Source organism: Microbacterium sp. TS-1 (genome assembly GCF_000509385.1).
Taxonomy (GTDB): domain Bacteria; phylum Actinomycetota; class Actinomycetes; order Actinomycetales; family Microbacteriaceae; genus Microbacterium; species Microbacterium arborescens.
Window position 1 is genome coordinate 272,784 of record NZ_BASQ01000001.1, and the last position, 17,761, is coordinate 290,544.

The window sequence follows — 17,761 nt, forward strand, 5'->3', positions numbered from 1 at the left end:
TTACGCCCGTCGCGGCCGTTTCGGTAGGTCCATCCCGATGTGGATACGGGTGCGCTTGCGCTCGATCGCGATGAACGTACCGCCGATGAGCCACAGCGGCACCTGGGTGAGGAACGCGACGCGGAACGCCTCGAGCGAGTACGTCGCCGGTGTTCCGGCGCCCTGCAGGTCGAGCGCCACCCCGATGCTGAACACGGCGATGAGTGCGGCGAGGAAGCCGCCGGCGTTCGTGAGCCCCGTCGCCGTGCTGAGGCGATGCGAGGGATTGTGCGTGCGGGCGTGGTCGAAAGCGATCATCGAGGCCGGCCCCCCGGTGGCGAGGGCGATCGCCAGAGCCACCAGCAGCCACGCCGGCGCGGTCCCGGGCCAGAGGATCACCGCCGTCCAGGCGACGAGCTGGACGCCCACGGCGGGAAGCACGAGCGCGCGCGATCGCAGGTTGGGGATGCGGCGAGAGAGCTCGCCCATGATCGGCCCGAGCGCCATACCGGCGAAGACGTAGAGCGTCGTGATGAGCGTCGCTTCGGACTGCGTGCGTCCCTCGCCGGCGGTGAGGAACGGAATGCCCCACAGCAGGATGAACGCCGTGCCGGCGAACGGCGTCGTGAAATGCGACCAGAACGCCAGCCGGGTACCCGGATGCGCCCAGGCCGCGCGGATGCCGACTCCCGTGTCGACGCTCGAGGTGACGACGCGGATGGCTCCGGTGTCGGTGTCGACGCTGACGTCGCGATCGACCTCCGGCGGGTGGTTGCGCACGAGCAGGAACACCAGGACGGCGAACAGGACACCCAGTCCCGCGACGCTGCCGAAGGTCACCGACCAGCTGGTGGCGTGCAGGAGAGCTGAGAGGGGGATGACGGCGACGAGCTGGCCGGCCTGACCGAGGATGCCGGTCATCTGCACCATCAGCGGCCCGCGCTGCGCCGGGAACCAGGTCGCGACGAGTCGGAGGACCGCCGGGAAGATGGCGGCGTCGCCGGCGCCGAGGAGCATGCGCGCGACGATGGCGACCCCGACGCTGGGGGAGAGGGCCATCGTCAGTTGGCCGACCGCCATGAGGATCATGCCGATGGTCATGATGGGGCGCGAACCGTATCGATCGAGCAGGACGCCGATGGGGATCTGCATCCCGCCGTAGACGGCCAGCTGGACGACGGCGAACATCGACAGCGTCGCGGCATCGGCCTGGAAGCGCTCGGCGGCGTCGACGCCCACGGCCGCGAGCGACGTCCGGTTCGTGATGGACAGGACGTACGCCGCCACACCGGTTCCCCAGACGAGCCACGCCCGGAGCCCGGGGCCGCTCATCCGTGCTGCGGCCGTCATCGGCCGATCCGTCGGAGCAGGGGAGGCGCCGGGAAGATCACCCTTCTACGCTACTCCGGCGTCTGCGTCTACCCGCACGGCCCGCGGTGTCCGGTGCCCCGGTCGTTCTGCCATGATGCGGAGCATGAGTGCTCCGGTGGTCCCGCGATGACCGCGCTGTCGGCTCTCGAGACCGACGCCGCGATCCTCGTCGAGCACGTCGCACGGCGTGAGCAGCCGGCCGACGGCGAGACGGTCGCGCGGCTTCGCGCGGAGTTCCCGAGATTGCACGGGCTGTTCCGCGCGCTCTACGGCGATCGCGCGACCTCACTCGAGTCGCTCCTGACGCTCATCGACGCCGTGCTCGATGCACGTGCCGATCGGCCCGCCGAACTGCGGCGACTCGACCGCGACCGCGCGGCGCGGCCGACCTGGTTCGAATCGGAGCGGATGCTCGGCGGTGTCTGCTACGTGGACCGGTTCGCCGGTGACCTCGACGGCGTGCGCAAGATGATCCCGTACTTCCGGGAGCTCGGTCTCACCTATCTGCACCTCATGCCGCTGTTCGCCAGCCCAGAAGGTGACAACGACGGCGGATACGCGGTCTCGGACTATCGCACCGTCGACCCGGCTCTGGGGACGATGGCCGACCTCCGCGCGTTGGCCGCTGATCTCCGCGACGCGGGGATCTCCCTCGTGCTCGACTTCATCTTCAATCACACCTCGAACGAGCACGAGTGGGCGACGCGCGCCCTCGCCGGCGACCCGGTGTACGAGAACTTCTATCTGATCTTCCCCGACCGCGAGCTTCCTGATGCGTACGAGCGGACCACGCGCGAGATCTTTCCGGACGACCATCCGGGCTCGTTCGTGCCGCTTCCCGATGGCCGGTGGATCTGGGCCACCTTCTACCGGTTCCAATGGGATCTCAACTACGCGAACCCCGACGTATTCACGGCGATGGCGAGGGAGATGCTGTTCCTCGCGAACCAGGGTGTCGAGATCCTCCGGATGGATGCGGTCGCCTTCATCTGGAAGCGTCTCGGGACGACGTGCGAGTCCCTGCCCGAGGCTCACCTGCTCCTGCAGGCGTTCAACGCGGTGCTGCGCATCGCGGCGCCGGCGGTGCTGTTCAAGTCCGAGGCGATCGTCCACCCCGACGAGGTGCAGGACTACATCTCGCCCGACGAGTGCCAGCTCTCCTACAACCCGCTGCAGATGGCGCTGACCTGGGAGGCGCTGGCGACCCGTGACGCCCGGCTACTTCAGCTCGCGCTCGACGAGCGCCACGAGCTTCCTCCCGGGACCGCGTGGGTCAACTACGTCCGAAGCCACGACGACATCGGTTGGACGTTCGCGGACGAGGATGCCGCGCGCTTCGGGATCGACGGCGGGCCGCATCGGCGCTTCCTCAACGACTTCTACATCGGCCGCTTCGCCGGCTCGTTCTCCCGGGGCTTCCCGTTCCAGGAGAACCCGCGCACCGGCGATGCCCGGATCGCAGGCACAACGGCCTCGCTGGCGGGGATCGCGGCGGGCGACGACGGCGGTGAGGACCGGGTGGTGCTCGCGCATGCGCTCGCGATGTCCACCGGCGGCATCCCGCTGCTGTACCTCGGCGACGAGGTGGCGCAGCTCAATGACGACACGTTCCAGGACGACCCGGCGCGGCGAGGAGACAGCCGGTGGGCGCACCGGCCCGAGCGACCCTCCGAGCGGTACGAGGAGCGGCGGGACGAGTCCACGGTTGCCGGACGGGTCTTCACGAGGCTCCGGCACCTGATCGACGTGCGCCGAGCCACGACGGAGTTCGCCGGGAACGAGCTCATCCCCTTCCGCACCCCCCACGCCGCGGTCGTGGGGTTCATACGTCCGGCGACGGATGAGCACGGGGGAGCGGTGCTCGTGCTCGCCAATGTCGCTGACGAGCCGGCGGCGATCCCCTCCGAGACCGTGAGCGGGCTGGATGAGTCGGCGTGGGACCTCATCCGGGACTCCGCGGTGGGGCTCGGGAGCGGCCTCGTGCTGCCGGCGCACGCGTTCGTGTGGTTGCGCGTCCGCCGGCTGTGAGGCGGGCTACACCGTCAGAGGACGTCCTCGAGTATCAGCTCGCGCAGAGTGACGCGTCGAAGGTCCCGGGCGGTGACGACCGTGCCGTCGCCGAGGTTGCTGCGGCCGCTGAGGTGCTCGGCGATACGGCGCGCCACGAGCGCGCGGTCCTGGTCGTCGTCCAGGACGATGCCGACAGCGGTCAGGTCGCGGCCCAGCGAATTGCTCGAGTGAACGCTCGCGTGGTCGATCAGCTCGCTCGCGAAGGCGCGGCCTTCGTTCAGTCGACTCGCGGCGTGGACGACGGCGACGAGGATGCGCGGTGACACGCGGCTCAGCTCGCGTTCCAGGAGTGCGTCGACGTCGGCGATGCACGCCGGGAGCTCGTCGGGGGAGTCGGGGAGCGACACCCCGATCGTGAGTGCATCGGGCCGGTGATCCGGCGTCGAGACCTGCGTCAGTGCGTCGATGATGTCGGCATCCAAGCCGGCGATGTGCATGGCCGTCTCCCTTCGTCGCGCTCCGTTCGAGCGAGGATGACCGATTACTGTACCAGCTGGACGGTACGAATGCAGGTCGGCGCGACGAGGCTCACCCGGAGGTGACCAGAATGCGACCCGGGCCGAGGGGAACCAGGGGGGAGCGATAGGAGAGGCCGGTGTCCGCGGGATGCAGCACCACTCGAGCCTCGCCGAACCGCCACAAGCGATTGAAGAGGAAGACGGTGATCTCCACGGCCTCGTCGTCGGGCACGAGCCAGGTGCCGACGCCCCATTGCGCGGGCTGTCCGCGGCCGTCGATCACGACCGTCGGTCGGACGCCGGGAATCAGGTGCAGCATCGGCCGGCGGAGATTCAGCGTGACGCGTCGTCCCTTCGATGCGGCGTCGCCGGTCACGCTCGTTCCGCGCGGGGGTGTGTCGGTGTCATCATCGCACCACGGTAACGGCAGGCGCGGCGGAGTCTGACAGACTGCGGAAATGTCGACGCGCGGCCCCGAGGAGATCCTGGAGACCCCTCGCCTCATCCTGCGGCGACGCGAGTCGTCGGATGCCGCGGTCTTCCGGAAGCTCTGGGCGGAGCGGGACCCGCGTGTGCCGAGCCATCGCCGCATCGGTGAGAACGGGCATCCGACGGAGGCGGACATCGCCGCCGAAATCCGCGCAGCGGGGGAAGCGCCAGGTCCGCAGCTCTTCACGATCGTGAGGCGCGCACCACGTGACGTGATCGGCTACTGCGGGTTGGTCCCAGCCGATTACGGAGCTGCCGATGAGCCCGAGCTCGCCTTCGAACTCTGCCGTGCTGCACAGGGTCTTGGCTTCGCGACGGAAGCTGCGGCAACAGTAATAGACAGGGCGGCGACAGCGGGCACCGAGCGTGTCTGGGCGGCGGTCTGGGAGTGGAACGGGGCGTCACGCCGTGTGCTCGAGAAGCTCGGCTTTCGCCACACCGACCGTATCGTGGGCGAGAGTGCCTACGGGCGGTCGCTTCTGACGGTGCGAGTCCTGTGATCGTGGGAGGTCTCGCGCCGTTGCGGGTGGGAGTCGGAGCTGCCTATTAAGGCCCTCTACTGTTCTGACTGCGTAGACTTACCGGCCTGCGCGTCGCATGCTGCCTTTGTAAAGCGTCGGTGCTGAAATCAGCCTTTTGAGGGCCAAGGATCACCCGGGGGCCACTCCGGGGGAAGACCGAAGAGCTCGTTCGCCGGGATGGCGCCGGAAGTCGTTGTCACTTGGTTGCCGTCGAGGTTGACGGTGTCACCCGGCATACCGAACGGGCTGATCGGTAGGGATGAACCTGGGTGGACCCAGAGCGTGGTCTCGGCTTTGTGCACATGGTAGGGCTGGAGCTGGTTGACGAGAAGGACACCGGAGACGTTTGTATGCTGCCAGTTTTGTGGGGCGCCGAAGTAGCCATCACCTTGCCGGACGCTGCGCGCGTCTTCGCCGTCGCTCAGGATGATCCGTTCAGGCCCGTAAAACGCGTTGGTGCTGTGCCACCGGTCGGTGTCTTGGATAAACAGCCCTACCGCGATGACAAACGGCTTATCGAGTGCGCCGTACTCACCGTGCTTTGCATCGAGTGCCTTCGTGATTGTTGTTGCGTCGTTAACCCACTCGGCCGGCTCGTGGGCATAGATTGCGATGGCTCGCCGCTCCGTGCCATCCACGCGGCGCCCGTCCTTACGGACCGGGATTGCGGAAAACTCCGCTGACCAGTCCTCGCGCGCCCATGTGAAGCGGGGTGCGTTCTCGCGGTCGGACATCGCGTCTGGGTCGATGCTTCGCAGCCACCGGCGCAGGTCCGTGCGGAGCCGCGCCGCTCGAGGTTCGCCTCTCCCGACTGTAAGAGAGCGCAGGGAGAGCAGGAAGTCCGGTTCATCCAAGCGGTTGACGACGTCAATGAATCTGTTCTTTCGTGCAATGTCCGACGCCTTCTCTTTTCCAACCCCCGGGGAGATTGCTTCGATGTAGAACCCAACACCGTCTTTCTCTGCGTAGAAGTCCGGCTGGCGTTCTGTGCTCTCGAGGTGCGGGTGGATCTCCACCGTATGCCCCGAGCGCAACAGTGCTTCGTGGAGATACAACTCAAGGAACGCGCTGTTGAACTGGCTGTCGTTCCGGGATCGAAGGCGTCCGCGCATGTCGGCATAGGCCACCTGGGTGGGCAGATGACTGCACCAGTTCTCAATGAGCTGTCGGGCGTGATGCCAGAAGTCGCCGGCGATACGGTTGAGGAACGTGAACGAGGATTCTTCGTGCGAGGCGGGGGAGGCGTCAGTGCGCTCACGTTCGTCGAACACGGGCAATCGGAGTTCGCTCACAGAGCTACCTTGCCAGAAAACACGGCTACCGCTCATCATCAGCCGAACCTGATTGGCGGCTTAGGAGTTCGCATGGTGTCCTCGGCGCGGGCGCCGGTTCGCTCGGGGGTGACTGACAGGAGATACCTCGGACAACAGATGTCTGAGGTATCTCGCTTATCTGGCGGTGTCCGCTGGAGTGATCATCGCGGCACTTACTGCCCAGGCATGGAAGCACTTTCCTCTGGCCGCTGTCGTCGCCATGGGACTCGCTGTGGCCGGTCTGTTGTGCGCAGCTGTTGCGCTTCGCCCCGGTCGACGGCAAGGCACAACCGGACGGTCCCTGGTGGACCGATTCCTCGATTCCACTGCTTCTGTTCAACAGATCGAGCCAATTCTCGTCCGCGAGAAAGCTGGTTACCTCACGGCCCGGGAAGAGGACCTTCGCGCTGGCTCCCTCTGGGTGTGGCGGGTTTTACTGCACTGGGCGGCTCCGCAATCCTGCTCGCCGTCACCTTCTCCGCTGAACTCCTAGGAGCCTGACATGGGACGCCCCGACTTTGACCCCGCCGCCGACGACGAGCCTCTCTACGCAGCGCGGGATCTGGGTGGTGAGTACCTCTATGCTTCTGGTGACCGACCCGAGCGTGTGACCGGCGCCTCGTGGGCTCCGAGCGTGCGATCTGGTGGCGCAGACGCCTTCGCGCCACATGACAGGCGGCAACATCAGTCGGGGAGAGCCGATGGCGAGGCTGCTGTGCGCGACCTGACATAATGTGCATTATCGGATCAACTGACACCGGAAGTGGGTCTGGTTGGATGACGGAATGCAGCCAAGACAGTCTGTGCTCGTCCCGGGTGATCGGGTCGCGGTGCTGTCCCCGTCATTCGCGGCGCCCGGTTTCGCCCCGGCGGTGCACGAGCAGGCGTTGAGCCGCATCCGTTCGGACCTGGGTCTCGTACCGGTCGAGTTCCCGACGACCCGTGAGCTCGGTGCCAGTCCTCAAGCACGCGCCCGTGACATCGGCGCGGCGTTCGCGGATCCGACGATCGCTGCGGTCTTCGCGACTCTGGGCGGAGACGATCAGATCACCGTTATCCCGTTCCTGGATGCAGGCGTGATCCGGGACAACCCTAAGCCCTTCTTCGGATACAGCGACAACACGAACCTTCTCAACTGGCTCTGGCAGTTGGGGGTATCCGGTTACTACGGCGGGTCGACGCAGGTTCACCTCGGCGCCGGACCCGGCATCGACGAAATTCATCTCAGGTCGCTTCGTGCGGCTCTGTTCACCGGAGGCGAGATCGAACTCACGAATCCCACCGAGTCCGAGGACTTCGGGCCGGACTGGCGATCGCCGGCGGCGCTCATCCAGTTCGGGACACGGGAACCCGCCGAGGACTGGACCTGGTCGGGTCCTCGGCGAACCGCGGAGGGAACCACCTGGGGCGGTTGTCTCGAAGTGATCGACCAGATCGCCGTAGCGGGCCGGATGCCCAGGCTCGAGGATCTCCGCGGGTCGATCCTCATGCTGGAAACCAGCGAAGAATCGCCGCCTGCGACTCTCGTCAAGCGATGGATCCGAGCCCTCGGCGAACGCGGCGTCCTCGGAGTGGTCGACGGGGTGATGGTGGCGCGTCCCCCGGTGAGCGCTCACGACAGGGTCCCTGTACGTGACGAGCGCCAACGGCTCCGGGCCGAGCAACGCGACGTCGTGCTCAGCGAGGTGACGCGCTACAGCGAAGACGCTGTCATCTGCATCGGCGTGCCGTTCGGACACACCCGCCCGCAGTGGGTCCTCCCCTACGGCGGCAGGGTGAGACTCGACGGACGCAGGCGTGCTGTGACGGCGCTCTACGGTTGAGCTCGGCGCAGGCGCCCGCAGGAAGACGGCACCAGCTCACACCCGTGGGACGAGCGCGCGACCGCGCGGCCGTCCTGACGGCAGCCCGCCGCTGACCGCGAGAGCGCCGAGGACCGTTGCCGTGATCGTCGACACCGTGAGAAGAGCCGACGCGAGCGTGCGCTCCGATCCCGATGCGTACGACGCGCACAGCGCGACGGCGGTGATCGCCGCCAGCAGGATCAGGACGGGTGTGAGTCCGCGCAGTCGGCGCTGCGCTGTCGTGAGCACGGCCGAGCCGCGTTCCCGGCGATGACGGGCTGCGCTGACCAGGAGCGCAGCGATCGTGCACCAGAAGCCCACGACGAGACTCGCCGTGACGACGTCGCTCGGTCGGTGCCAGCCGGCGGCGATGACGCCCATGCCGGCGACGGTGGCCCACACGACGAGCACAGGCGCGAGGACGAACTTCATCCGCGTCGGGGCGGCGAACAGCGCGGCGCAGGCTGCCGCGATCGCGATGGTCGCATGACCCGACGGCAGGGAGTTGTGGTAAGTGCCCCAGCCGCTGGCGAGATCGGGGCGCGCGATGATGTCGTGCTTGAGCACCTGCGTCACGATGCTCGCGCCGACGAAGACGACCGACGCTGCGCCCGCCTCCGCGAACCGGCGGGTGACGAGCGCCGTTGTGATGCTGACCACCATCGTCACGGCCGCCACGATGAGGATGTAGTTGGCGCTCACGTGCTGCGCCGCCAGCAGGATCGGGTTGCTCGACGATGTCGTGGCGACCATCGCCGCCTGATCGGCGTGCTGTCCGGAGGTCGTGAACACGCACACCGCGATCGTCACGGCGATAGCCGCCAGCTGGACGGCGGCCAGCGGGATGTAGCGCACGCTGCGTCTCATGTCGTCACCTCTTCCACGTCTGAACAACCGTACGAACCGGAGCCTGTGAGCGGGGTCAACGCCTACCCGCACTCCCCTAGGCTCGAAGGGTGCAGGTCGTGACCGGGTTCGTCGTCGTCGGGGTCGCGATCGTCGTCGGTTACGTCATCGGCCGCATCGATCTGCTCGGACCTCACGGCCGTCCCGTGCTCGCGCGCCTGATCTTCTTCGTGCTGTCGCCGTTCCTCATGTTCGTCGTGCTCTCGCAAGCCGACGTGTCGACCCTGTTTTCCGCGTTGCTGCCCGTCTCAGCGATCGCCGCCGTCTCGATGTTCGTCGTCTACGCGTTGATCGCGCGGCTCGTGTGGCGCCGCTCTGTCGGCGAGACGCTCATCGGCATGCTCTCGGCCGGGCAGGTCAACTCCAACAACATCGGCATCCCGCTGTCGCTCTATCTGTTGGGGTCGGCCGCGTTGCCGGCGCCCGTCATCCTGATGCAGCTGATCGTCTTCACCCCGATCACGATGGCGATCCTCGAGGCCGTCACGACCGGACAACGCAAACCGTTGCCGATTTTGAAACGGACCGTCGGCAACCCGATCGTCATCGCCTCGGTGGCGGGAGTGATCGTGTCCGTCTCGGGCCTGCGGTTGCCGCCGATCGTGCTCGACCCGCTGCAGCTGATCGCGGACGCCTGTGTGCCGGTGCTCCTGATCGCGTACGGGATGTCGCTCCACGGACAGCGCGTGCTGTCGGCATCCGGCCGTCGCCGCGACATCCTCCTGGCATCGGGGCTCAAGCTCATCGCGATGCCCCTCGTCGCCTGGGCGGTCGCCGCGCTCGCGTTCGGCCTCTCCCCCGCCGACACGTTGGCGGTCACGGTCCTCGCGGCCCTCCCGACCGCGCAGAACGTCTTCAACTTCGCCCAGCGCTACGACATCGGCGAGACGATCTCGCGCGACACCGTGTTCCTCACCACGCTCGGCTGCGTCCCCGTACTCCTCGCCGCGACCCTGCTCCTCGGCTGAGTGCCTCTCACCCCGCGCCACTCGCCCGGCGCTGCACCGCGCGCTCTGATGCCGCTTCGTCATGTCCAGTAGCGTGAGGCGAGACGGGAGCGTCCGACTTCCGTGAAGGAGGCCCTGTCATGACAACTGCGGAGAACATCGCCGGACGATTCATCCGATCGCTGCGGACATCGTTGATCCTGACCGGCGTCCTCACCCTGGTTCTCGGCCTGCTGATCCTCATCTGGCCCGGGCGGATTGCCCAGGTGCTGACGGGCATCATCGCGGCGTACGCGATCGTCGCGGGTGTCGTCTACGCCGCGCTCGGCGTCTTCTCGCGGACGAAGGACGGTTGGGCGCGCGTCGGACACATCGTGCTCGGCATCTTCTTCGTGGTCGTCGGCGTCGTGGCCTTTGCCAACCTCGCCGCGTTCACAGTGTCGTTCGCTGTGTTCCTCGGCGTCCTGGTGGGCATCATGTGGATCATCGAGGGCGCGGTGTCGTTGTCCGTCGTCGGTGAGTCGTCGTCGCGAGGCTGGACGATCGCGTTCGCGATCCTCTCGATCATCGCCGGCGTCATGCTGCTGTTCACGCCGCTGTGGGGCGTCATCGTGCTCTGGTGGCTGCTCGGCATCTCGGCTGTCGCCCTCGGAATCGTCAACATCATCCGAGGGCTCTCGCTGCGCCCCTGACAGGTGGGGGCGTCACACCGGGAGGTGGCGCCCCCACCAGTCGAGGATGGCCTCGAACCGTTCCACGCGGTGTCGGGGCCGTCCTGAGCGGGTGAGCTCGTGGTCCTCGCCGGGGAACACCAGCAGCTCGGCCTCCGTGCCCTGCCGGCGCAGGGCGGTGTAGTACCGCGTCGCCTGTTCGAGCGGGCATCGGAAGTCCAGCTCGGAATGGATGACGAGCGTGGGGGTGGCTACGCGGCCGACCATGGCCATCGGGCTCTGCGCCCGGATCGCGGCAGGATCGGTGCCGACGTACTCGTCGCCGAAGAACGAGCCGATGTCGCTCGTTCCCTGGAAGGTCTCCGGGTCGAGGAAACCGCGCTCGACGATCGCCGCGGCGAACCGGTGGTCGTGCGCGATCGTCCAGGCGGTCAGATAGCCGCCGTACGACCCGCCCATGATTCCGACCCGTCCACCATCGAGCCGTGCCTCAGAGGCGACTGCTCCGTCGAGGAACGCGAGGACGTCGACGAGGTCGTCGGTGCCCATGCGCCCGCGGATGCTGCGCCCGTGAGCGCGACCGTATCCGGCGCTGCCCCGCGGATTGCAGTACACGACGGCGTAGCCGGCATCGACCAGCACCTGCGTCTCGTCGAAGAGATGGATGCCGTACGAGGCATACGGGCCGCCGTGGATCTGCAGAAGCACGGGGAACGGGCCATCGCCCTCGGGTGTCGCGACCCATCCGTGCACGCGATAGCCGTCGGGTGCCGTCACCTCGAGCTCGCGCGGAACGACGAACCCCGCTCGGCTCGCGGCATCCCCGAAGGAGGTCAGCAACCGCGCGTCCACGCCGTCGGCGTCGAGGAGAAGGAGCTCGCCGGCCGACCGGTTGGTCGCGACGGCGCAGACGATTCGCCGGCCTGCAGCGTCAGCGCCGTGGCCGGTCACCTCCATGCCCCGGCGCAGGCGCACGGCGGCGCCGTCGCGCGAGACGCGGAGCAGGTGCACCTCTCCGCGGGTGCGGTTCTGCACCAGGAAGTCGTCGCCCACTGCCGTGATGTGCGAGCCCACTTCCCCGAGGTCGATCGTCTCGGGATCGGTCAGTCTCCGAGGGCCATTGCCCTCGAGGATCCACAGCGCGACGCCCGGCGCGACGAAGTCCGTGCCATCGGCGCCCGCGTCGGAGGCGAGGAGGGCGATGCTGCCATCGGCGGCGACGGCGACGTCGGCGATCGAGAGGGTCGCGGGCAGCACCACGCGCTCCCCCGTTCCATCGACGCTGATCGCGATCAGGGGCGAGCGGAGGTCGCGACGTTCGCGCTCGATCTCATCCGTGGTGGTGAGGATCTCCGAGCCGTCGGCGGTGAAGACGACACAGTCATGGGAGAGCTCGCCCGAGGTTAGCTGGCGCGCCTCCGCCGGCACGCGCGGTGCAGGCGCGGACGACCCTCCCTGCGGCTCGGGGGCGGGAGCGTACGCGGGCTCGGAACCGAGGTCCGGTGCGGCGACGACGAAGACCTGAGCGGGGCGGTCCGCGATGTAGCCGATGCCGTTCGCATGCCACCGGACGCCCGTGATCCGCCGAGGAGATTCTGCTTCGGCGGCGAGTCCTTCCACCGAGCCGTAGCGGCCCTGCTCGGGGATTCGCGCGGTGAAGGCGAGGAGATCGCCCGCGGGTGACCACGCGAACGCCCCGACACCGAGGGGGGCGTCGGTGACCTGGATGGGCTCCGAGCCGGCTGCCGCGATCACGTGGATCTGCGGCTTACCGCCGGCGTCGCCGCGGACGAAAGCGACACGACGGCCGTCCGGCGAGAGGCTCGGCGAGGAGTCGGCGACGCCTCGGGTGAGCCGGTGAGCCTCGCCCGAGGGCAGCTCGATACGCCAGAGCTGTCCCACGTTCCGGTTCGCCGAGATATCGGGCCGTGACGTCGCGAACACGGCGAACGAGCCGTCGGGGGCGACCGTCGGACGCCCCACGGCGATGAGAGCCTCGATGTCCGTGGGGCGCATGGTCACTCGCCGCCGAAGGACGAGATGTCCCCGACGAGACGGGTGTTGTCGGAGGGGATCGGCTCGACGGCGGCGAGGGCGATCTCGGCGGCGAACTCCGACACGTTGTACAGCTTGCCGGCCGACTCGCGCCGCGTGGCGATCGCCCCCGGATTCGCGCGCTCGAGCAGGGTCGCGGTGATCGTGCCCTCGATCATGTCTCCCGACACGACGACGAATCCGATGCCGCGCTCGGAGAGCTCGCCGATGCGCTCGCGCAGAGCGTCCTCGCCGGCCCGCTTCGACAGGGCGACGGCCTCGTACTCGGGCATCGTCGGGGTCGTGCGGATGAAGTGAGCCTGGTGACTCGTGACGAACACCACGCGCGACCCATCCTCGAGCAACGGCAGCGCCGCGTCGAGGGTGCCGAGCTGCGCGTCGCGGTTGAGGGTGAGGGCGTAGTCCTCGGCCATGCCTCCCTCCATGCCGCCGGATGCGTTCAGCACGAGCAGATCGAGGTGGCCGAACGTGTCGCGCACAGCGGCGAACATCTCGTCGACCGAGGCGCGATCGGTGAGATCGGCTCCGACGACGAGCACCTCGACGCCGAGGTCGCGGAGCTCGGCCGCGAGCTTCTCGGCGCGGGGCGCCTTGTTGCGGAAGTTGATGACGACGTTCGCCCCCGCCTGCGCGAGGTACCGCGCTGTGTCGGCGCCGATGCCACGCGACGATCCGGTCACCAGTGCCGTGCGACCGGTGAGGGTTCCGGCGGGAAGGGGCTGAGTCATGTGACGCTCCTGCGGGGAAGAAAGGCTCTCGGCACGGCGGGCCGCCGGCACCGCACGAGCCTATCAACCGGTCCGGATCGCACCCCCGACTGATAGGTTCGGGATGAGGGACGAAGGAGCGCCGATGTTGCCCGATCTCACGCAATACCTGTGGATAGCGTGGCTCGTGCTGGCCCTGATCTTCGTCATCGTCGAACTGCTCACTCTCGAGTTCACGTTCCTGATGCTCGCCGGCGGCACGCTCGTCGGCGGTCTGGGCACGAACCTCCTGTCCGCTCCGTGGTGGCTGCAGGTCGCCGCGGCGGCCGCCGTGTCGGCACTGCTGCTGTTCACCATCCGTCCGCTGCTCCTTCGCGCCCTGCATCGCAGCAGTCAGCACATACCGACCAACGTGGACGCTCTCGCGGGCCTCGGCGCTCGCGTCCTGGTCCCGTTCGTCGACGGGGCGGGCGCGGTCAAGCTCGACAACGGCGAGACGTGGACTGCTCGACTCGTCGACGACAGCGCAGACGTGTCCGTCGGCGCCCGCCTCGTCGTCCGCGCCGTGCGCGGCGCGACCGTCGAGGTCGGCATCCCCTCCCCCGACCCGAAGGAGAACACCCGTGGTTGACGTCGGCGCTTTCGTGGGGCAGATCTTCGTGATCGTCCTACTCGTCGTCCTGGCGATCTTCGTGATCGTCGTGCTTTTCCGCTCGATCCGGATCATCCCGCAGGCCTATGCGGGCGTCGTCGAACGGCTCGGCCGCTACCAGCGCACCCTCTCGCCCGGGCTGAACCTGCTGGTGCCGTTCATCGACCGGGTCCTGCCTCTCGTCGACATGCGTGAGCAGGTCGTGTCGTTCCCGCCGCAGCCGGTCATCACCGAAGACAACCTCGTCGTCTCGATCGACACCGTCGTGTACTTCCAGGTGACCGACGCCCGTGCCGCCACCTACGAGATCAACAACTACCTGGGCGCCGTCGAGCAGCTGACGACCACGACGCTGCGCAACGTCGTCGGCGGTCTGAACCTCGAGGAAGCCCTCACCAGTCGCGACAACATCAACGGGCAGCTGCGCATCGTGCTCGACGAGGCGACGGGAAAGTGGGGCATCCGAGTATCGCGCGTGGAGCTCAAGGCGATCGATCCGCCCACCTCGATCCAGGACTCGATGGAGAAGCAGATGCGCGCCGAGCGCGACCGTCGTGCCGCGATCCTCACGGCCGAAGGGTCCAAGCAGTCGCAGATCCTCGAGGCGGAGGGCCGTCGTCAGGCGGAGATCCTCAAAGCGGAGGGCGACAAGCAGGCCCAGATCCTGCGCGCCGAGGGCGAGTCCGCGGCGATCCAGTCGGTGTTCCAGGCGATCCACGAGGGCAATCCCGACGAGAAGCTCCTGGCGTATCAGTACCTGCAGACGCTGCCGAAGATCAGCGACAGCGCGTCGAGCAAGCTGTGGATCATTCCGAGTGAGTTCACCGAGGCGCTCAAGAGCATGAGCGCCGGGTTCGCGGGTCGCCGCGACGACCACCCGACCCCGTCGGCGGAGCGGTCGGCGCCGCCCGCACCGTGACGCACCCCTACTTCGCATCGGAGCGCCCGAGGATCCTGGCGCACCGCGGGTTCGTGCCGCCCGACTCCGAAGGCATCGTCGAGAACACCTTCGCCGCGTTCGCGGCCGCCCACGCCCTCGGCGTGCGCTACGTCGAGTCGGACTGCCACCTGAGCGCCGACGGCACGGTGATCCTCTTCCACGACGCCGACCTCTCGCGAGTGACGGGCGACCCCCGTCCCATCGCTGATGTCGGCGACCGAGAGCTGGAGGCGCTCATGGCCGACCGCGGGGGGCTGGTGACGCTCGCTCAGGCGCTCGACGCCTTCCCCTCGCTGCTGTTCAACCTCGATGTGAAGGCCGACGCGGCGGCGGAGAGGGTCGGCCAGCTGGTGGCTCCGTACGCGGATCGGGTTCTCCTCACGAGCTTCTCGGATCGAACGCGCGAACGTGCGCTCCGAGCCGCTCGCGCCGCCGGCGGACGACCGGCGACATCTGCGGGAACGATCCGGATCGCGGCGCTCGTCGCCGCCGTCGCGTCAGGTGTGCCATGGTTGATGAGTCGTGCGCTGCGCGGCATCGACGCGGTACAGGTTCCCGAGCGCCGGGGTCTTGTCCGCATCGTCTCCCCCCGAATGATCCGCGCGGTCCACCGTGCGGGTGTCGAGATGCACGTCTGGACGGTCAACGATGCGGACGGCATGAGACGCCTGCTGGCGGCCGGCGTCGACGGCATCGTCACGGACCGAGCCGACCGCGCCATGACCGTCGCGGCGGGAGAGCGCTGAATACCCCGACACGCTGAACATCAGCTGTGAAACCCCGATGACGAACCGTTGTTCGGATGATGCACACAGCTGCGCACGTTACAACTGATAGCCGACGAGAGGACCACACAATGGCAGACCGCAGCTTGCGCGGCATCCGACTCGGCGCCTCGAGCCTACAGAGCGAAGAGGGCGTCGTCTTTCACGACCGGGTCAACCACACGTATGTGTGTTCGCGCTGTGAGCACGAGACCGTCATGACGTTCGCCGCTGACGCGGAAGCGCCCGAGACCTGGGAGTGCCGCGCGTGCGGCGCCGAGGCTCTCCTGCGCGTGGGCGAGGGCGTCGTCGAGGTCGATCACTCGGGCGACAAGGCCGCCCGCACGCACTGGGACATGCTGCTCGAACGCCGCACGATCCCCGAGCTCGAGGAGCTGCTCGAGGAGCGTCTGGCCATGCTCCGCGAGCGCCGCGGCTCCCGTCTGAGCGCCTGAGCCTCCAGCTCTGAGCGAATGCCGTCGTCCCCTCGGGGCCGACGGCATTCTCATGTCCGGGACGCGCTGGTCGAGCGCCGCCTCGCGATCGCGACGGCGACGCCGCAGACGACGAGCGCCAGGATGCTCCCCCACCCGAGCACGACCTGCACCGCTCCGCCGATGATCACGGCGGGCGTCAAGCCCGTGCGCAGGGGCACGTCGGTGATCATCGCACCGGCTTCCGCCGCCGGTAGGCCGTCGATCTCCGTGCCATCGGGCGCGATGACCTGGCTCGTGCCGACCGTGGAGATGTTCACGACCGCCCGGCCGGTCTCGATCGCGCGCATGCGTGCGAAGGCGAGCTGCTGGAGGTTCTCATCGGTGTCCCGGAAATCGGCGTTGTTCGTTTGGAAGACGTAGACCTGGGCCCCGTCACGCGCGCCCGTCCAGATGACGTCGTCGTAGAGCACGTCGAAGCAGATCGCGAGTCCTACCCCGACTCCCGAGACATCCATGAACGGAGGATTCGTGCCCGGCGTGTACTCGCGCTGGATGAGACCGATGAGGTCGGGGACGATCAGCTCGAAGAACCACCGGTCGGGGACGTACTCCCCCATGGGTACGGGCCGTGATTTGTCGTGGATCGCGACGGGATTATCGGCGCCGGCCCGCCAGAGCATGGAGGTGTTGTAGATGTCGTCGCCGCGCTCCGTCGCGGCGTTGACCAGCAACGGCGCCCCGATGCGCTCTGACAGCCGATCGAGCGTGTCGGCGACGGACGCGTTCGACAGCGGGTCCGCGTCGATCCCGCCCTCGGGCCAGACGAGCAGATCCATGGGTTCGTCGATGATGGGCTGCGTGGCCTCCAGCTGCGACCGCAGAACGCCGTACGCCTCGCGGGAGTCGAAGTATCCGGCCGGACCGTCGCCCTGGACCGAACCGATGCGGTAGGTCCCGGCATCCGTGGTCGGGAAGGCGGGCACGGCGACGAGAACGACCGCGACGACGGCGGCGGGGACTGCCGTCCGGATGTCGCGCAGCCTGCCGAGCCGGAGCCACTCGATGCCGGCGGACGTGACGAAGACCATGAGGAACGTCAGGCCTGCCACCCCCGTCCAGGACGCGATGTGGGCGAGCGGGCTCTCGGACTGGCTCATCCCGATCCGGGCCCAGGGGAAGCCGGTGTAGGGCCACGACCCCATGAAGAGCTCGCGAGCCGTCCACAGCCCCGCCACGAGGGCGGGGAGGGCGACCAGTCGCCCTGCCATGCCGGGCAGCAGACGCGGGACCCAGCGGTACGCCAGGGCGATGGGGATCGAGCCGACCGCGAAGAAGAGCGTCTCGATGCCGGCGAGTCCGAACCACGGGATGGGTCCGAGATAACGGGTGATCCACGAGATGTGGATGAAGTAGAAGGACGCCCCGAAGACGGCTCCGACCGCGAGTGCACCCCACGACGAGCGCCCGATCAGACCGACGAGGGCGAACGCGACACCGACGAACGCCAGCGGCCACCACCCGATGTCGGGGAACGCGGCGTCCAGGACCGCACCGCCGACGATGGCGCCGATCAGTGCCAGCCACAGCGGTATCAGAGGCCGCGCGGCGGCCGGAGACGAGTCGGGCACGTGTTCGAG

At 68.1% G+C, this 17,761-nt stretch carries 17 protein-coding genes; 9 read left to right on the plus strand and 8 right to left on the minus strand.

Annotated elements, in window-relative coordinates; all coding sequences use genetic code 11:
- Positions 1 to 1,329, minus strand: a complete 1,329-nt coding sequence (locus tag MTS1_RS01170; RefSeq protein WP_023950654.1) for a nitrate/nitrite transporter — start codon at positions 1,327 to 1,329, stop codon at positions 1 to 3.
- A 147-nt stretch (positions 1,330 to 1,476) separates the two neighbouring features.
- On the opposite strand from MTS1_RS01170, the gene MTS1_RS01175 reads away from it, so the two are divergent.
- Positions 1,477 to 3,378, plus strand: coding sequence for an alpha-amylase family protein (locus MTS1_RS01175; protein ID WP_023950655.1), 1,902 nt, complete (start codon positions 1,477 to 1,479; stop codon positions 3,376 to 3,378).
- Between the two features lie 14 nt (positions 3,379 to 3,392).
- On the opposite strand, the gene MTS1_RS01180 is transcribed toward MTS1_RS01175, so the two are convergent.
- Entirely contained in the window at positions 3,393 to 3,857 is a 465-nt protein-coding gene (locus MTS1_RS01180) for a hypothetical protein (RefSeq protein WP_023950656.1), read from the minus strand.
- 91 nt (positions 3,858 to 3,948) lie between these two features.
- Positions 3,949 to 4,254 (minus strand): hypothetical protein, encoded by a 306-nt coding sequence (locus MTS1_RS01185; protein WP_023950657.1) that lies wholly within the window; start codon positions 4,252 to 4,254, stop codon positions 3,949 to 3,951.
- 82 nt (positions 4,255 to 4,336) lie between these two features.
- Here MTS1_RS01185 and MTS1_RS01190 point away from each other — a divergent pair, with 82 nt between their 5' ends.
- Positions 4,337 to 4,867 carry a GNAT family N-acetyltransferase gene (locus tag MTS1_RS01190; RefSeq protein WP_023950658.1) on the plus strand — a complete coding sequence of 177 codons (531 nt, stop codon included), beginning with the start codon at positions 4,337 to 4,339 and terminating at the stop codon, positions 4,865 to 4,867.
- A gap of 128 nt (positions 4,868 to 4,995) precedes the next feature.
- On the opposite strand, the gene MTS1_RS01195 is transcribed toward MTS1_RS01190, so the two are convergent.
- Positions 4,996 to 6,180, minus strand: coding sequence for a hypothetical protein (locus tag MTS1_RS01195; RefSeq protein ID WP_023950659.1), 1,185 nt, complete (start codon positions 6,178 to 6,180; stop codon positions 4,996 to 4,998).
- A gap of 806 nt (positions 6,181 to 6,986) precedes the next feature.
- Here MTS1_RS01195 and MTS1_RS01200 point away from each other — a divergent pair.
- On the plus strand, positions 6,987 to 8,024 hold the full coding sequence (locus MTS1_RS01200) for a S66 peptidase family protein (protein ID WP_036304575.1): 1,038 nt from the start codon (positions 6,987 to 6,989) through the stop codon (positions 8,022 to 8,024).
- Between the two features lie 36 nt (positions 8,025 to 8,060).
- Here MTS1_RS01200 and MTS1_RS15960 read toward each other — a convergent pair whose 3' ends face one another.
- The gene (locus MTS1_RS15960) at positions 8,061 to 8,912 is read right to left on the minus strand and encodes a phosphatase PAP2 family protein (RefSeq protein WP_081731717.1); all 852 of its coding nucleotides are present in this window, start codon (positions 8,910 to 8,912) and stop codon (positions 8,061 to 8,063) included.
- Positions 8,913 to 9,001: 89 nt separating this feature from the next.
- On the opposite strand from MTS1_RS15960, the gene MTS1_RS01210 reads away from it, so the two are divergent.
- Positions 9,002 to 9,919 carry an AEC family transporter gene (locus MTS1_RS01210; RefSeq protein ID WP_023950668.1) on the plus strand — a complete coding sequence of 306 codons (918 nt, stop codon included), beginning with the start codon at positions 9,002 to 9,004 and terminating at the stop codon, positions 9,917 to 9,919.
- A 119-nt stretch (positions 9,920 to 10,038) separates the two neighbouring features.
- Positions 10,039 to 10,590, plus strand: coding sequence for an HdeD family acid-resistance protein (locus MTS1_RS01215; protein ID WP_023950669.1), 552 nt, complete (start codon positions 10,039 to 10,041; stop codon positions 10,588 to 10,590).
- Between the two features lie 12 nt (positions 10,591 to 10,602).
- Here MTS1_RS01215 and MTS1_RS01220 read toward each other — a convergent pair whose 3' ends face one another.
- Together MTS1_RS01220 and MTS1_RS01225 are read right to left on the minus strand one after the other, a co-directional pair.
- Positions 10,603 to 12,585 carry a S9 family peptidase gene (locus tag MTS1_RS01220; protein ID WP_023950672.1) on the minus strand — a complete coding sequence of 661 codons (1,983 nt, stop codon included), beginning with the start codon at positions 12,583 to 12,585 and terminating at the stop codon, positions 10,603 to 10,605.
- Positions 12,586 to 12,587: 2 nt separating this feature from the next.
- Positions 12,588 to 13,352 carry an SDR family oxidoreductase gene (locus MTS1_RS01225; RefSeq protein ID WP_036304576.1) on the minus strand — a complete coding sequence of 255 codons (765 nt, stop codon included), beginning with the start codon at positions 13,350 to 13,352 and terminating at the stop codon, positions 12,588 to 12,590.
- Between the two features lie 124 nt (positions 13,353 to 13,476).
- On the opposite strand from MTS1_RS01225, the gene MTS1_RS01230 reads away from it, so the two are divergent.
- From MTS1_RS01230 to MTS1_RS01245, 4 genes are all read left to right on the plus strand, one after another.
- Positions 13,477 to 13,962, plus strand: coding sequence for an NfeD family protein (locus MTS1_RS01230; RefSeq protein ID WP_023950676.1), 486 nt, complete (start codon positions 13,477 to 13,479; stop codon positions 13,960 to 13,962).
- Positions 13,955 to 14,902, plus strand: a complete 948-nt coding sequence (locus MTS1_RS01235) for an SPFH domain-containing protein (protein WP_023950679.1) — start codon at positions 13,955 to 13,957, stop codon at positions 14,900 to 14,902. The genes MTS1_RS01230 and MTS1_RS01235 overlap by 8 nt, the downstream gene beginning before the upstream one ends.
- On the plus strand, positions 14,899 to 15,669 hold the full coding sequence (locus MTS1_RS01240) for a glycerophosphodiester phosphodiesterase family protein (RefSeq protein WP_023950681.1): 771 nt from the start codon (positions 14,899 to 14,901) through the stop codon (positions 15,667 to 15,669). The genes MTS1_RS01235 and MTS1_RS01240 overlap by 4 nt, the downstream gene beginning before the upstream one ends.
- A 110-nt stretch (positions 15,670 to 15,779) precedes the next feature.
- Positions 15,780 to 16,142, plus strand: coding sequence for an RNA polymerase-binding protein RbpA (locus tag MTS1_RS01245; protein ID WP_023950683.1), 363 nt, complete (start codon positions 15,780 to 15,782; stop codon positions 16,140 to 16,142).
- A 50-nt stretch (positions 16,143 to 16,192) separates the two neighbouring features.
- Here the strand turns inward: MTS1_RS01245 and lnt are convergent, their stop codons facing one another.
- Positions 16,193 to 17,752, minus strand: coding sequence for an apolipoprotein N-acyltransferase (gene lnt, locus MTS1_RS01250; RefSeq protein WP_023950685.1), 1,560 nt, complete (start codon positions 17,750 to 17,752; stop codon positions 16,193 to 16,195).
- Positions 17,753 to 17,761 lie beyond the last annotated feature (9 nt).

What these genes read in the sequence shown, in the direction of transcription:
- MTS1_RS01230 (WP_023950676.1), top strand. Translation starts at nt 13,477, where the DNA reads ATGTTGCCCGATCTCACGCAATACCTGTGGATAGCGTGGCTCGTGCTG.
- MTS1_RS01175 (WP_023950655.1), top strand. Translation starts at nt 1,477, where the DNA reads ATGACCGCGCTGTCGGCTCTCGAGACCGACGCCGCGATCCTCGTCGAG.
- MTS1_RS01215 (WP_023950669.1), top strand. Translation starts at nt 10,039, where the DNA reads ATGACAACTGCGGAGAACATCGCCGGACGATTCATCCGATCGCTGCGG.
- MTS1_RS01170 (WP_023950654.1), bottom strand. Translation starts at nt 1,329, where the DNA reads ATGACGGCCGCAGCACGGATGAGCGGCCCCGGGCTCCGGGCGTGGCTC.
- MTS1_RS01180 (WP_023950656.1), bottom strand. Translation starts at nt 3,857, where the DNA reads ATGCACATCGCCGGCTTGGATGCCGACATCATCGACGCACTGACGCAG.
- MTS1_RS01225 (WP_036304576.1), bottom strand. Translation starts at nt 13,352, where the DNA reads ATGACTCAGCCCCTTCCCGCCGGAACCCTCACCGGTCGCACGGCACTG.
- MTS1_RS01200 (WP_036304575.1), top strand. Translation starts at nt 6,987, where the DNA reads ATGCAGCCAAGACAGTCTGTGCTCGTCCCGGGTGATCGGGTCGCGGTG.
- MTS1_RS15960 (WP_081731717.1), bottom strand. Translation starts at nt 8,912, where the DNA reads ATGAGACGCAGCGTGCGCTACATCCCGCTGGCCGCCGTCCAGCTGGCG.
- MTS1_RS01245 (WP_023950683.1), top strand. Translation starts at nt 15,780, where the DNA reads ATGGCAGACCGCAGCTTGCGCGGCATCCGACTCGGCGCCTCGAGCCTA.
- MTS1_RS01220 (WP_023950672.1), bottom strand. Translation starts at nt 12,585, where the DNA reads ATGCGCCCCACGGACATCGAGGCTCTCATCGCCGTGGGGCGTCCGACG.
- MTS1_RS01190 (WP_023950658.1), top strand. Translation starts at nt 4,337, where the DNA reads ATGTCGACGCGCGGCCCCGAGGAGATCCTGGAGACCCCTCGCCTCATC.